Below are 12,836 nucleotides of genomic sequence, written 5' to 3' on the forward strand. Positions count from 1 at the left end.
GTCGCTTTCGCCCGGCGCCACCGGGCACTACGCCGACTGCGGAGCGCACGTGAGCATCAAGTCCGACCAGTGGATACGCCGGATGGCCGCAAGCCACGGCATGATCGAGCCGTTCGAGCCGGGGCAGATGAAGCAAGCCGCCGACGGCAGCCGCGCGGTGTCCTGGGGCACCTCCAGCTACGGCTACGACGTGCGCTGCGCACGCGAGTTCAAGATCTTCACCAACATCAACTCCACCATCGTCGACCCCAAGGCGTTCGATCCGAACAGCTTCGTCGACGTGGCGTCGGACGTGTGCATCATCCCGCCCAACTCCTTCGCCTTGGCGCGCACCGTCGAATACTTCCGCATCCCGCGCAACGTGCTGGTGGTGTGTCTGGGCAAGAGCACCTACGCGCGCTGCGGCATCATCGTCAACGTCACCCCGCTGGAACCGGAGTGGGAGGGCCACGTGACGCTGGAGTTCTCCAACACCACGCCGTTGCCGGCCAAGATCTACGCCAACGAGGGTGTGGCGCAGATGCTGTTCTTCGAATCCGACGAGGAGTGCGCCACCAGCTACAAGGATCGCGGCGGCAAATACCAGGGCCAGCAGGGCGTGACCCTGCCGCGCACCTGAACCATCACCCCCACGGCGGCGTGGCGCAGGCATGGCCGCGTCGTCCGCTCGCTACACTCGACAGGCCGCCCCGGCCGCTTCGCGCAGGAGACCCCGATGACCCGTCTTTCCACCCTGATGATACGCACGGCCACCGCGTTGCTGCTGGGCAGCACCATCCTGCTCGGCGGCTGCCACAAGGGTGCCGCCAAGGACCAGGCCAAGATCGCCCATTGGAAAGGGCAGTTCGACACCACCATCGAGTCCTACAAGGAAGGCCAGTTCATCATCGACGGCGCGGTACTGTCGGCGGTGGACGCCGGCAGCCATTTCGCCTACCTGCGTGACATCGGCAAACTGCCCAAGACCGTCTTGCTCGTCCCCGGCGACGACTCCGGCATCCGCAAGGTGCACCTGCAGTATCTGGCGCGCATGTCCATCGACTACGGTTTCGCCGCCTATTACGACGATGGCGGCCAGCTCACCCAGATCAGCGCGGTCAATACCAAGGCTCGCAAGCTGGAAGACCACCATGAGCCGGTGAAGGTCGACGACGGCCAGAAGTGCCGCTCGGCTGCAGGCTGCGACAGCGTCGAACAAGCGGGACAACGAGGCTACTGAGCCCGTGTTAGGGTGTGACACGCGACTCTGCCTGCGACGCAAGCGGCGGGTTTTTCATGGTGACAACGCGCCGCGCAGTACCGCCAGCCGCGCGGCCAATGCCGCTTCGTCGTAGGGCAGGGTGGCACCGCTACCCCACACCGGGCCGGGCCAGGCGGCATCGCCCTCGGTACGCGCCACCACGTGCAGGTGCAACTGGCGCACGATGTTGCCCAGCGCGCCGAGGTTGAGCTTGTCGCATGGCGCCACGGCGCGCAGCGCGGCAGCGCACTGGTTGGTCTCGCGCCATAACTGCGGCTGTTCGGCTTCATCGAGATCGCTGATTTCCACCAGGCCGGCGCGACGCGGTACCAGGATCAGCCACGCAAAGCGTGCGTCGTTCATCAGGCGCAGCTCGCACAGCGGCAGCATCGCGACGTGGCGTGTGTCGGCCGCGAGGCGTGTGTCCAGCAGAAAACCGGCCTCGCTCATGCGCTGGCCAGCTGTTTGTCGAAAAAGTCCAGCGTGCGCTGCCAGGCCAGCGTGGCGCTGGCTTCGTGATAGTGCTTGTCGCCGGGCACGTCGCGGTTGAAGGCGTGGCCGGCACTGGGGTAGCTGAATACCGGCATGTCGGGCAGCGCTTCGCGGTGTTTGGCCACGGCTTCGGGCGGGATGCTTGGATCCAGCTCGCCGAAGTGGAACATCACCGGCGCCTTCGGCGTCTGGCCGAGAAAACCCAGGTTGCGTGCCCCGTAGTAACTCACCGCGGGCAGGCCGAGGCGCTGCGCACAAAGCAACGCCACCGTGCCACCCCAGCAATAGCCCACCACGCCGATCTTGCCGGACGAGGCGATGGACTGGGCGGCGCTGGCCACGTCTTCCAGCGGGCGATCCAGCCCGAGTTCGGTCACCAGCGATTTGCCGCGCGCCACGCCCACGTCGTCGTAGTCCAGCTCCAGCCAGGCTTCCAGGTGGTCGAAGAAGGCCGGCGCGATGGCCGTATAGCCGGCTGCGGCGAAGCGGTCGGCCACGCTGCGGATGTGCGCGGTGACGCCAAAAATTTCCTGCACCACCACGATGCCGCCCTTCGGCTTGCCTTCGGGCTTGGCGAGGTAGCCGCCGATGCAACGCGTGCGGTTGGTGGGGATATTGATCTGCTGGCCCATGGTGGCCGTCTCCTTTGCGCGGCGGAGAGGTGATTCTAAAACCCGATGTTGCTGGAAACGGTGAAAGCCAGCGGGCCGTTTACCGGCGTCGAGCCAGTACAATGCCCGGCTTCCCGTCATCACGGTTGCCACCGCCATGCCGCAGGCTTCGCAAAAGATCGGTTTCGTCAGCCTGGGCTGCCCCAAGGCGTTGGTGGATTCCGAGCGCATCCTCACCCAGCTCAAGGTCGAGGGCTATCAGATCGTGCCCACCTACGGCGAGGCCGATGCGGTGGTGGTGAACACCTGCGGCTTCATCGAGTCGGCGGTGCAGGAGTCGCTGGACTCGATCGGCACCGCGCTCGCCGAGAACGGCAAGGTGATCGTTACCGGCTGCCTGGGCAAGCGCGCCGAGCTGATCCGCGAGGCCTACCCTGACGTGCTCGCCATCAGCGGCCCGCAGGACTACGCCAGCGTGATGCACGCCGTGCACGAGGCCTTGCCGCCCACGCGCAACAAGTTCCTCGACATCGTGCCGGACACCGGCGTGAAGTTGACGCCCAAGCACTACGCCTACCTCAAGATTTCCGAAGGCTGCAACCACCGCTGCAGCTTCTGCATCATCCCGTCGATGCGCGGCAACCTGGTTTCGCGCCCGGTCGACGAGGTGCTCGTCGAGGCCGAGAAGCTGGTCAAGGGCGGCGTGAAGGAGCTGCTGGTGATCTCGCAGGACACCAGCGCCTACGGCGTCGACCTCAAGTACGCCGAACGCGAATGGCGCGGGAAAAGCCATCGCACGCGCATGACCGAGCTGTGCGAAGGCCTGTCCGAGCTCGGCGCGTGGACGCGGCTGCACTACGTCTACCCGTACCCGCACGTGGACGAGCTGATGCCGCTGATGGCGGAAGGAAAAATTCTGCCGTACCTGGACATCCCGTTCCAGCACGCCAGCCCGCGCATCCTGAAATTGATGAAGCGCCCCGGCAACATCGAGAAGACGCTGGAGCGCGTGCAGAACTGGCGCAAGCTGGTACCCGACCTCACGATCCGCAGCACCTTCATCGTCGGCTTTCCCGGCGAGACCGACGCCGAGTTCGAGGAGCTGCTCGACTTCCTGCGCGAGGCCGAGCTGGATCGCGTGGGCGCCTTCGCCTACTCGCCGGTGGACGGCGCCAAGGCCAACGAACTGCCCGGCGCGGTCAGCGAAGAACTCAAGGAAGACCGCCTCGAACAGTTCATGGCGGTGCAGGCGGAAATTTCCGCCGCCAAGCTGCAGCGCAAGATCGGCCGCACGCTCAAGGTGCTGGTGGATGAGGCGGGCGTGGGCGGCGCGGTGGCCCGTTCGATGGCCGACGCGCCGGAGATCGACGGCAGCGTGCTGATCGCCGACGGGCAGTCGCTCAAGCCCGGCCAGTTCGTCGACGTGGTGGTCGAGGCAGCCAGCGAACACGACCTGCACGCGCGCCTGGCGCATCCCTCACTGAAGATCGTGTAACGCGCCATGCGCTACTTGGCGCCGGCCCGTGAGGCGGTCGATCCGCAGGTGTTCGGGCGGATGCCGCTGGCGGCGTGGCGCGAATATGCCGGGCTGACCGAAGGCCACGACTGGCCTTCCATTGAGGCGCTCAACGCCGCCCGACCCACCGGCATGCGCGAGCGTTTCGTGGCACAAACCCGCGAGTTGCTGGCCGACGGCCTGCACTACGAACAGCGCATCGCCGAACACGGCGCCATCGCCACCCGTGCAAACAACTGGCACGACCTGTTCAATGCGCTGGTCTGGCTGCGCCATCCCGCCCTGAAGCGCGCTCTCAACATGCGGCAGATGGCCGAAATCGCCCACATGGGGCCGAAGCAGCGCTCTCGTGCCCAATACGCGCTCACCCATTTCGACGAAGCCGGCGTGGTGGTCGCGCTGCGTGATCCATCCTTGTTGCGGTTATGGGACGCGCACGATTGGAACGGCCTGTTCTGGCGCGAACGCAACGCCTGGCTCGATGGCCGCATTGGCGTCGAAGTGTTCGGCCACGCGCTGCTCGAACACGCGTTGACGCCGGGGCAGTTACTGGTGGGGAAGGCATTGGTCGTGGCCGATCCCAATGTGTCGCCGGTGATGGTGGCCGATGCTTGTGCGCGGGCAATCCACGAAGGCACGGCATTGCGCGATCCACTGGATCTGCGGCCATTGCCGCTGGCTGGGGTGCCCGGCTGGCATTCCGACAACGAGTGCGAAGCATTTTTCGGCGACGCACCGTGTTTTCTACCAGTGCGGGCAGGGCGCAATTACCCCGCACCGTTGACCGGCAGGTGAATGTGGTGGGGCGCACAAACGCACAGTGGCATCGTCGCCATGGGCAAGATCGACGTGAGGCACACTGCAGAGTTACTTTTGCCTTGGTTGTCGAGTGACCGGCTGTTGCACGGAGGAATGTGGGAACGATGCTCCATTCCTGTACGGACATCGTTCGATGCACCCAATGCTTGGGTTCCAAGTCGCCGCCTGGCCGGCTTGTGGGATGTGGAACCCGTGTGGCGCTACGTGGGGTTGGCCGAGGGCAGGCGTACGATGCAACGTGGTCACCCAGCCTGGATGCGACGCCATGTCCCCAAATCTATCCCCCACTTCAAGAACAAGCCGCATCCAGGGCGCCCTGTTGGGTGCCTTCATCGGCGATGCGCTGGCGCTCGGCCCGCACTGGTACTACGACCTCGCCGCGCTGCGCCGCGACTACGGCGACTGGATCAGCGACTACACGGCGCCGAAGCCGGGGCGCTACCACGAAGGCCTGCCAGCGGGCGCGTCGTCGCAGGCGGGCTTCATCCTCGCGTTGACCACTCGTTCGCTGGTGGAACGCGGCGGCTACGACGAGGCGGACTTCTGCGCGCGGTTGGATCGCGAGTTGTTCGCGGTGATCGACGGCACGCCGATGGCGGGGCCGGGCGGCTACACCAGCCAGTCGATGCGCGAGGCCTGGCGCAAACGCCGCACCGGCTTGCCGTGGGGGCAGGTGGCGGGGTTGGCGGATACCACCGAGGCGGCGGAGCGGGTGCTGGCGATCGCGCTGCGCTACGCGGGCGAGCCGCGACGGCTGGCGCAGCACGTCAGCAGCAACGTGGCGCTGACCCAGCGCGATCCCACGGTGGGCGCGATGACGCTGGCGTTTGCCGCCGTGCTGGGGCAACTGGCGAGTGGCGTGCCGCTGGATGGCGATTTGTCCGGGCGCTTGATGGCGCTGGTGAAGTCCGGCGAGTTGCCGTTCCACACCGTGACCAGCGGTGCGCTGGACGTGCCGCAAGACGCGGAGGCGCCGCTGCAGGCCGGGCAGTTCGCCTCGCCCGACGCCTTGCTCACGGTATCCTCGATCGCGCGCGCGGCGCACGATCCGGCGGTACGCATCGAACCGGCATCGAAGGTTGGCTTGGTCTACGGCCTGCCGTGCGCGGTGTACCACCAGTTTCCCGCCGCCTACTACCTGGCGGCGCGCTTCCAGGGCGACGTGGAACAGGGCGTGCTCCACGCGGTGAACGCGGGTGGACAGAACCAGGCGCGCGCCATGCTCACCGGCGCGCTGTGCGGCGCCATTGGCGGGATCGAGGCGATACCCGAGCGCCTCATCGTTGGGCTGGGCATGGCTGCCACGTATCGCGCACTCGGCGAAAGGCTCGCTGACCAGTCCGCTTGACCTCGGCGTCATCCCGGTGAGCCGGTCGCCTGGCGTGCCCGCCCATGAACGGCTGCCACAAGCGGAGTCGAGGCTGCTCCGGGCTACCCTGCCGGGCAGGGGACAACGTCGCCCGTCATGGTCAAACGCCGGATGATGGACGGTCGTCCTGGTCGGTGCGAAACGGCTGCCACAGCATCCGGTCCAGGCGCAGTTCGCGCGGGTCGCGGAACTGGTGGACGCCGATGGTCATGTCGGTATGGCCATCGCGCGGTTGCGCACGATAGGTGCCAAACAGGCGATCCCACCAGGGCAGGTTGAAGCCGAAGTTGGCGTTGGTCTCGTCCGGATGCCACGAGTGATGCACGCGATGCATGTCGGGCGTGACGAGGCATCGACGCAGCAGGCGATCCAGCGGCAACGGCAGGCGGACGTTGCTGTGGTTGAACATCACGGTGGCATTCAGCAGCACCTCGAACACCAGCACCGCCGTCGCGGGCGCGCCCAATGCCACGACGACGCCCAGCTTGATGCCCAGCGACAGCAGGATCTCCAGCGGATGGAAGCGCGCGCCGGTGGTCAGGTCGAATTCGAGGTCGGTGTGATGCATCCGGTGCAGCCGCCACAAGGCGGGCACCGCGTGGAACAACACGTGCTGCAGGTAGATCGCAAGGTCGAGCAGGAGCACCGCTGCGCCCAGCGCCAGCCAGTTGGGCGCGTTCAGCACGTGCAGCAGCCCCCATCCATGGGTCTCGGTGAACAGCGCCACGCCGACGGCGGCGGTGGGAAAGAGCAACCGCACCAGCACGCTGTCGAGCACGACGATGCCGGGCCAGCGCTGCCATCGGCCGATCGCCTGGCGCCGCCGCGGCGCCAGCGCTTCCCACAGCGCCATCACGGCGAAGATGCCGGTGAAGGCACCGAGCCGGATCGCGGGTTCATGGGCGAGCAGAAACGAGGACATCATCCAGCCTTGTCCGATTCCGTTCCGGCCTGACGGGATATCAGGCCGAGATTGGCGACCGTGAACGGGGTCAGCAGATTCATCGCGACCCTGATCGCCAGCTGCGCGTTCCACGGCCCGGCCAGCAGTTGGTCGCCGAGGTTGAATACGCTCAGCCACACGCCCACCAGCAGCGCCACCAGGCAGGTTCGTTTCAGATGGGGAGGGTAAAACACCACCCTCAGAATCTGGCGCGGCGTCATCATGTCATGGGCTTCCCGGCAATCCTGGGTGGAGCGGAACCCGGCGGTCGTGAAGTGGGCAGGGTTGGACTGCCGCATTTTCTGCGCCGGAAATCGCTCGCCCAGGCAACCCTACCACCGTGCATGGCGTCGCGCGGCAAGCGTGGGATGGTGTGGTTTGTCCGGCCCCGGGCCGCTGGGGACGGAAGCCGCTTCATTCGTTGGCATAGCCGGTGATCTCTTCCTGGTCGGCTTCCACGCCAAGGCCCAGCGCGATGCGGTTGACGAAATTGAAGTAGGCGGTGACCAGGTTGATGCGCAGGATATCCGGGTCGGTGAGTCCTTCCGCGCGCAATGCCGCCACCTGAGTCTGGTCCATCGTCGACGGGGCGGCGGTGAGTTTTTGCGCGTACAGCAACATCGCGCGCAGCCGCGAGTCGGCGAGCCGGTCGGGTGCTGCGCGCACGGCTGACAGCACGGCCTCATCTTTCTCATAGCGGTGCAGTGCTTCCAGATGATGCGCCACGCAATAGGCGCAGCCGTTGGTGGTGGAGACCACCACCGCGATGGCTTCGCGCTCGCGCCGGCTCAACGGGCCGGCGGAGAACATCAGGTGCATGTACAGATCGAGATGATGCTGCAAGGCGCCCGGATCGAGGCTGTGTACGCCGAGAATGCGCGCCACCTTGCCGCGTTGCTTCCGGATGGCGTCGTAGATGTCCCGCAGCGGGCCGTGTGCCTCGCTTTCGGGTGTTTCGCTGATCCAACTCATCCATCCGCTCCTCTGCGAGTGTCGTCGGTGCCGGCAACTGTCGGCTCTTCCACGACATGCCGCAATGCCTGGCCGGAACCGGATACGGCGGGTACCGTGATCCACGGGTATTCCCCTGGACGCCCGGCCCGGTTGAACCACGACGCATGCCAGCTTGAGTAAGCCGCGCTGGCGATATCCCGGGTACTGGACGAGTGCACGTCGAACAGGGCGCCGTCGGCGTCGAGTACCACGGTGTCGGGGCGTTTCATGGCGACCGTGCATCCATCAAGGCTCGGGAGTGATCCGGGTTGTCGCGCGCGGCTTGTCTGCGGCCGTCGATCGTCATGCCTGGCGCTGCCATGCCTCGCTGGCGAACTGCTCGTTGGTCCGGGTTTCGGTCAGATGGTTGGTGTAGTTGCTGAGCGTCTTCATGGCGACGCCAAGCACCACTTCCAGCGCCTGCTGGTGGGTGAATCCGGCCTTGAGGAAGGCCTGCAGCGGCGCTCCGGCCACCCAGCCGCGTTCCTTCACCATGTGGCGGGTGAACGTGGCCAGCGCTTCCAGCCGGATGTCGGGCAGGGTGGTGCGGTTGCGCAGCGCGTCGACCACGACATCGGGAGTCTTGGCCATCTTGCGGGCGATCATCGAATGGGCGGCGACGCAGAATTCACACCCGTTTTCCACGCTGGCGGCCAGCAGCACCACCTGGCGTTCCACCGGGTTGAACGACGTCTTGTCGAACTGCGCGGAAAGCCCGAAGTAGGCCTCCAGTGCCGCCGGCGCGTTGGCGAGGTTGGCATACAGGTTGGGTACGAAACCCATCTTTTCCTGTGCACTACGCAGCAGCGGGCGTGCAGCTCCCGGGGCGGAGTCGGAGGTCTGCGGGGTGAATTCGCTCATGGTTGATGTTCTCTTGATGGATTGGCGGGCGACCGGTCGAATGACGAACCGGCCATGGGCATACTCTGGCCCTCGGCTGCGAACGCAAGCATGCCCGCAACGCGCGCATGCTTGTCTGCGCGTCTTGATCGGGAACTGTCGTGGACGAATTGAGTGAATTGATGCGGCACCTCCGCCTGCAGACGCGCGTGTTCCACCGGACCACGCATTGCGGGCAGTGGGTGGTCGATGGCGAATACGAGCGCAAGGCGATGTTCCACCTGGTGGCCACCGGCCGCTGCGTGATGCGGCATGACGGCGGTGCCGATGACATCCTGCTCCGCGCTGGTGACGCGGTACTGTTCAACCGCCCGCTGGGCCATTGCCTGATCGCCTCGCTGGACGCCGACGGCGACGTTCCCACCCTGCTGCTGTGTGGCTACTTCGAGTTCGACTCGCCGTTGTCGGAAGTGCTGCTGGCTTCGCTGCCGGCGCAGCTGCTGCTGCGGCATGCTCCGCAGCCGGATGGTGGCGACTCCGGCGCGCCAGCGGCCCTGCTGCAATTGATCGTTGCCGAAGCCGAGTCGAACGGGCCCGGCGCGATGGCGTTGATGGACAAGCTTTCCGATGCGCTGTTCATGTACGCGCTGCGGCAATGCCTGGCCGCCGGCACGGTTGCGCGCGGGCTGCTGACCGCGATTTTCGATCCGCAGCTCGGCCCGGCGTTGCTCGCCATCCATCGGGACCCGCAGCAACCCTGGACGGTGGAGCTGCTGGCCAGCAGGGCGCATCTGTCGCGGGCGGCGTTCGCCCGGCGATTTGCCCATTCGACCGGAGCCACCCCGATGGGCTACGTCACCGGCCTGCGCATGCAACAGGCGAAGTCGGCGCTGGCCGAGCGCGGCATCAGCGTGGCCGAAGCGGCGGTGATCGCCGGCTATGCGACGGAGGCGGCTTTCAGCCGCGCCTTCAAGCGCCTCCACGGACACTCGCCGGGTGTCTCGCGATCGCTTTGAAACTTCGTTGAATCCTTCGACCGATCCGGCCCCATCCATCGGATGGGATCCTCGCTGACGGACGAGGATTCCGCACCGGCGGTCATGATGGATTTCCACCGAGTCTGTCCGGTGACAGTCGAAGCCGGGCGAAGCCTCGATGAGGCGCTCCAGCGTATGATCGGCGCACACGTGCGCACCCTGCTGGTGGCGGCAGGTAAAGTACGTTCGGACTGATCGCGGCCTACGGCATCGAGGGCCAGAAACCGCTGCAGTTCCTGCGCGGTTCCGACTGTACCGCCCGGGATGCCGATGCCAGGACATCGAGGTGGCTGACGTCATGACCATGGTGGAGAGTTTGCCGACGCGTCGGATCGACGACATCCGCAAAACGTGGACAGGCGGTCTCCTGGAAATCTTTGATGGCAGCGGGACGGCGCGGTTCGCAAAACGGCACGCGCGCACGGTCGGGTTCGCACATCGCATCTTTGCGGGGTATCTGTTCCTTGCGCTCCTCGTGGCCAGCGGCGCCACCCGGTCGGCCGATGTCGAGCTGATGGCAGGAGACAGCGTCACCAGTAGCCAGCGATCCACACCTGTCGCGGCGGGGAACTGGGCGGGCGAGATACGGCAATGGCGGGGGATCACGTTCCAGCCTGAGCTGGGCCTGACGTATGTCGCATCACGGCGGCACCAGGGGGCTGATTTCGAGCGGGGCGCCTGGGTTGCTGCCGTGGGCGTGCGCTTTCCCGAGATAACCCACCACATGTTCTTCAGTTTCCAGGTCGGCGCAGCGGCACCGCAGACCCCGGCCTTGAGCAGCACGCAGCAATTTGTCAGCTCCCTGGGCTGGTCCTGTCGCCACGTGGTGATCGAGCTGCGGCACATTTCCAATGGCCGCACGCGGGCGCCAAATCTTGGCGAGACGATGCTGCTGGTGGGCATCGTGTTGCCCGTGGCGCGATGAAACGTGATTGCCGGCCCTGGGAGCGTGGGCGGTAAAACACAAGCGGCTGCGGCTTTGCCTCGCCAGCTTGGTTCCCACCGCCCATGGCTCCTGGCCGTTGCTGCTACGCCCCTGTCGTGGGGTGTGATCCCGATGAATCCTTTGGCCAGGCGGGCGCATCTATCGGGCATGTACACGTGGAGACGTCTGCCGGCGACCGCTTCGGGAACCGGATGCACCTCTGGCGATGTGCCGGCCGATGATCGCGTCCTGACCGCGAATGAGTCGGCCCGCGTGAACACCCGCGCGACAGCACCCGGCATGCGGCGTGTTCCTGGAAAGGCACGGCCAGCTATTTCGATGTGGTGGTCGACGACGAGGCCAATCCCGCCGCGGCGTGGTACTACCCGCAGCCCAAACCGGAAGCGGCGGAGATTCGCGGGCACGTCGCGTTCCGGCACGGTGTCACGGTGCGCCGCTGAAACCATCCGGACCGGGGACGAACCATGCTGCCTGCAACACAGGACAAGACCGTGACGCCTGCGTCCCGTCGTTTGCCGGACGGTTGGCCATGCCTGCTGCTTGGCCTGGCGCTGTGCGCGCTGGCCGGTTGCGCCACGCGGACCTGGAATACCCGGATCAAGCCGGCCGGAGTGGAGGATCGCTACGAATTCAGGACGCGCTTCCCGCACGCTCCCCGCGATACCTTCGTGGTGCTGGCGTTTTCCGGCGGGGGCACCCGCGCGGCCGCCTTCAGTTACGGCGTGCTGGAAAAGCTGCGCGACACCGAGGTCCCGTCGGGCGGCCAGCCGACGCGCTTGCTCGATCTGGTCGACGTGGTCACCTCGGTTTCCGGCGGCAGCTATACCGCGGCGTACTACGGCCTGTTCGGCGACCGCATCTTCGACGACTTCCGCACCCGCTTCCTCTATCGCGACTGGCAGGGCGAGCTGCTGGGCCTGCTGGGCCGACCTGATCACCTGCTATCGATTGCCGGCCGCCACTACAACCGCAGCGATCTGGTTGCCGCCTATCTCGACCGCACGCTGCTGGAGGGCAAGACGTTCGCCGACATGTCGCCGGCGGGCCTGCCGATGGTCATCCTCAACGCCAGCGACCTGAACAACGCCACCACGTTTTCCTTCATCCAGCAACAGTTCGATTTTCTCTGCTCGGATCTGTCGACCTATCCGGTGGCCAATGCGGTGATGGCGTCGGCCGCCGTGCCGGGACTGTTCGCGCCGATCGCGCTGCGCAACTATCCCGATTGCCGCCAGCGGCACCAGCCGTGGGTGGCGCAGTCGCTGGCGCACGACGATCTGCTGTCGCGCCGCCATGCTGTGGCGCTCGCATTGTCACGTTATGACGACCCGCAGCGGATGTCGGTCCTGCGCCTGGTCGATGGCGGCATCACCGACAACCTCGGCGTGCGCGGCTCGATGATGAGCCCGGTGGCGCAGTACGGCAACGTGCCGGACATGGCCGGTGCGTTCACGCCGGAGCAGCTGCGCCACGTGCGGCATGTGCTGGTCATCGTCGCCAACGCCCAGGTCTATGCGCCTTATCCATGGTCCGAACGGGGGCGCGTGCCGGGAACGATCGATACCCTGCGTGCCTCGTTCGATGCTTCGCTGGGCATACTCAACAACGAGACGGCGGCGCTGGCGAAAAGCGGCTTCCTGATGTGGGCACGCCACGTCAATGCGATGCGCCCGGCAGGAGCCCCCACGGTGGACGTGAACTTTGCCGTGCTGACCTTCGGCCAGATCGAGGACGGTGCCGAACGGCAGCGATTCAATGCGATGCCGACGGCATTCCACCTGCATGCCGACCAGGTCGATGCGCTGCGTGCGCTGGCCGGACGCCTGCTGACCCAGGCGCCGGAGTTCCAGAGCTTCGTGCACGAGCTGCGCGATGAGCCGTCTGCCGTGGTGGATCCGCAGGCCACGACTGTTGCGGAGCCGGCTGGGGTTGGACGGTAGTGATCCTGCCGGCGATGGAATGCGCGTCCACCATGGATGGCGGGAAGCCGGCTGGCGCCGGTCATCAGTGATACGAGGCTGATGTCGCTC

15 protein-coding genes and 1 pseudogene are annotated in these 12,836 nt (G+C 66.2%); 9 read left to right on the forward strand and 7 right to left on the reverse strand.

Going from position 1 to position 12,836, the window contains the following annotated elements; all coding sequences use genetic code 11:
* The first annotated feature begins 49 nt into the window (after positions 1-49).
* Positions 50-619, forward strand: coding sequence for a dCTP deaminase (gene dcd / locus AC3WQA_RS01700; RefSeq protein ID WP_492673387.1), 570 nt, complete (start codon positions 50-52; stop codon positions 617-619).
* Between the two features lie 96 nt (positions 620-715).
* Positions 716-1,219, forward strand: coding sequence for a hypothetical protein (locus tag AC3WQA_RS01705; protein WP_492673388.1), 504 nt, complete (start codon positions 716-718; stop codon positions 1,217-1,219).
* 54 nt (positions 1,220-1,273) lie between these two features.
* Here the strand turns inward: AC3WQA_RS01705 and AC3WQA_RS01710 are convergent, their stop codons facing one another.
* Positions 1,274-1,690: an HIT domain-containing protein gene (locus AC3WQA_RS01710; protein ID WP_492673389.1), complete on the reverse strand. Its 417-nt coding sequence runs from the start codon at positions 1,688-1,690 to the stop codon at positions 1,274-1,276.
* Complete coding sequence (locus tag AC3WQA_RS01715; RefSeq protein WP_492673390.1) at positions 1,687-2,364, reverse strand: dienelactone hydrolase family protein; 678 nt, start codon at positions 2,362-2,364, stop codon at positions 1,687-1,689. Before AC3WQA_RS01715 ends, AC3WQA_RS01710 begins: the two co-directional genes overlap by 4 nt.
* Before the next feature lie 136 nt (positions 2,365-2,500).
* On the opposite strand from AC3WQA_RS01715, the gene rimO reads away from it, so the two are divergent.
* The 3 genes from rimO to AC3WQA_RS01730 all read left to right on the forward strand — a co-directional run bounded on the left by rimO (position 2,501) and on the right by AC3WQA_RS01730 (position 6,026).
* Entirely contained in the window at positions 2,501-3,838 is a 1,338-nt protein-coding gene (rimO, locus tag AC3WQA_RS01720) for a 30S ribosomal protein S12 methylthiotransferase RimO (RefSeq protein WP_492673391.1), read from the forward strand.
* A gap of 6 nt (positions 3,839-3,844) precedes the next feature.
* The gene (locus tag AC3WQA_RS01725) at positions 3,845-4,654 is read left to right on the forward strand and encodes a DUF3025 domain-containing protein (RefSeq protein WP_492673392.1); all 810 of its coding nucleotides are present in this window, start codon (positions 3,845-3,847) and stop codon (positions 4,652-4,654) included.
* Positions 4,655-4,943: 289 nt separating this feature from the next.
* Positions 4,944-6,026, forward strand: a complete 1,083-nt coding sequence (locus tag AC3WQA_RS01730) for an ADP-ribosylglycohydrolase family protein (protein WP_492673393.1) — start codon at positions 4,944-4,946, stop codon at positions 6,024-6,026.
* A 121-nt stretch (positions 6,027-6,147) separates the two neighbouring features.
* Here AC3WQA_RS01730 and AC3WQA_RS01735 read toward each other — a convergent pair whose 3' ends face one another.
* From AC3WQA_RS01735 to AC3WQA_RS01755, 5 genes are all read right to left on the reverse strand, one after another.
* The gene (locus tag AC3WQA_RS01735; protein WP_492673394.1) at positions 6,148-6,969 is read right to left on the reverse strand and encodes a sterol desaturase family protein; all 822 of its coding nucleotides are present in this window, start codon (positions 6,967-6,969) and stop codon (positions 6,148-6,150) included.
* Complete coding sequence (locus tag AC3WQA_RS01740) at positions 6,969-7,289, reverse strand: hypothetical protein (RefSeq protein ID WP_492673395.1); 321 nt, start codon at positions 7,287-7,289, stop codon at positions 6,969-6,971. Before AC3WQA_RS01740 ends, AC3WQA_RS01735 begins: the two co-directional genes overlap by 1 nt.
* 115 nt (positions 7,290-7,404) lie before the next feature.
* A complete protein-coding gene (locus tag AC3WQA_RS01745) occupies positions 7,405-7,962 on the reverse strand; it encodes a peroxidase-related enzyme (RefSeq protein WP_492673396.1) in 558 nt (185 codons plus the stop codon).
* Positions 7,959-8,213, reverse strand: a complete 255-nt coding sequence (locus tag AC3WQA_RS01750) for a hypothetical protein (protein WP_492673397.1) — start codon at positions 8,211-8,213, stop codon at positions 7,959-7,961. The genes AC3WQA_RS01745 and AC3WQA_RS01750 overlap by 4 nt, the downstream gene beginning before the upstream one ends.
* 73 nt (positions 8,214-8,286) lie before the next feature.
* Positions 8,287-8,844 (reverse strand): carboxymuconolactone decarboxylase family protein, encoded by a 558-nt coding sequence (locus AC3WQA_RS01755; RefSeq protein WP_492673398.1) that lies wholly within the window; start codon positions 8,842-8,844, stop codon positions 8,287-8,289.
* A 140-nt stretch (positions 8,845-8,984) separates the two neighbouring features.
* On the opposite strand from AC3WQA_RS01755, the gene AC3WQA_RS01760 reads away from it, so the two are divergent.
* From AC3WQA_RS01760 to AC3WQA_RS01775, 4 genes and pseudogenes are all read left to right on the forward strand, one after another.
* Positions 8,985-9,839, forward strand: coding sequence for an AraC family transcriptional regulator (locus AC3WQA_RS01760; protein WP_492673399.1), 855 nt, complete (start codon positions 8,985-8,987; stop codon positions 9,837-9,839).
* 307 nt (positions 9,840-10,146) lie between these two features.
* On the forward strand, positions 10,147-10,785 hold the full coding sequence (locus AC3WQA_RS01765; RefSeq protein ID WP_492673400.1) for a hypothetical protein: 639 nt from the start codon (positions 10,147-10,149) through the stop codon (positions 10,783-10,785).
* 296 nt (positions 10,786-11,081) lie between these two features.
* Positions 11,082-11,246: pseudogene (locus AC3WQA_RS01770) on the forward strand (DUF427 domain-containing protein); the annotation flags it as partial.
* 24 nt (positions 11,247-11,270) lie between these two features.
* Complete coding sequence (locus tag AC3WQA_RS01775) at positions 11,271-12,746, forward strand: patatin-like phospholipase family protein (protein WP_492673401.1); 1,476 nt, start codon at positions 11,271-11,273, stop codon at positions 12,744-12,746.
* The last annotated feature ends 90 nt before the right edge of the window (positions 12,747-12,836 follow it).

The organism is Rhodanobacter sp. FW106-PBR-R2A-2-24 (assembly GCF_058789615.1).

Coding starts and splice junctions, on each gene's coding strand:
- AC3WQA_RS01775 (WP_492673401.1), top strand. CDS start 11,271: ATGCTGCCTGCAACACAGGACAAGACCGTGACGCCTGCGTCCCGTCGT.
- AC3WQA_RS01745 (WP_492673396.1), bottom strand. CDS start 7,962: ATGAGTTGGATCAGCGAAACACCCGAAAGCGAGGCACACGGCCCGCTG.
- rimO (WP_492673391.1), top strand. CDS start 2,501: ATGCCGCAGGCTTCGCAAAAGATCGGTTTCGTCAGCCTGGGCTGCCCC.
- AC3WQA_RS01740 (WP_492673395.1), bottom strand. CDS start 7,289: ATGCGGCAGTCCAACCCTGCCCACTTCACGACCGCCGGGTTCCGCTCC.
- AC3WQA_RS01750 (WP_492673397.1), bottom strand. CDS start 8,213: ATGAAACGCCCCGACACCGTGGTACTCGACGCCGACGGCGCCCTGTTC.
- AC3WQA_RS01715 (WP_492673390.1), bottom strand. CDS start 2,364: ATGGGCCAGCAGATCAATATCCCCACCAACCGCACGCGTTGCATCGGC.
- AC3WQA_RS01710 (WP_492673389.1), bottom strand. CDS start 1,690: ATGAGCGAGGCCGGTTTTCTGCTGGACACACGCCTCGCGGCCGACACA.
- AC3WQA_RS01735 (WP_492673394.1), bottom strand. CDS start 6,969: ATGTCCTCGTTTCTGCTCGCCCATGAACCCGCGATCCGGCTCGGTGCC.
- AC3WQA_RS01730 (WP_492673393.1), top strand. CDS start 4,944: ATGTCCCCAAATCTATCCCCCACTTCAAGAACAAGCCGCATCCAGGGC.
- AC3WQA_RS01705 (WP_492673388.1), top strand. CDS start 716: ATGACCCGTCTTTCCACCCTGATGATACGCACGGCCACCGCGTTGCTG.
- AC3WQA_RS01755 (WP_492673398.1), bottom strand. CDS start 8,844: ATGAGCGAATTCACCCCGCAGACCTCCGACTCCGCCCCGGGAGCTGCA.
- AC3WQA_RS01725 (WP_492673392.1), top strand. CDS start 3,845: ATGCGCTACTTGGCGCCGGCCCGTGAGGCGGTCGATCCGCAGGTGTTC.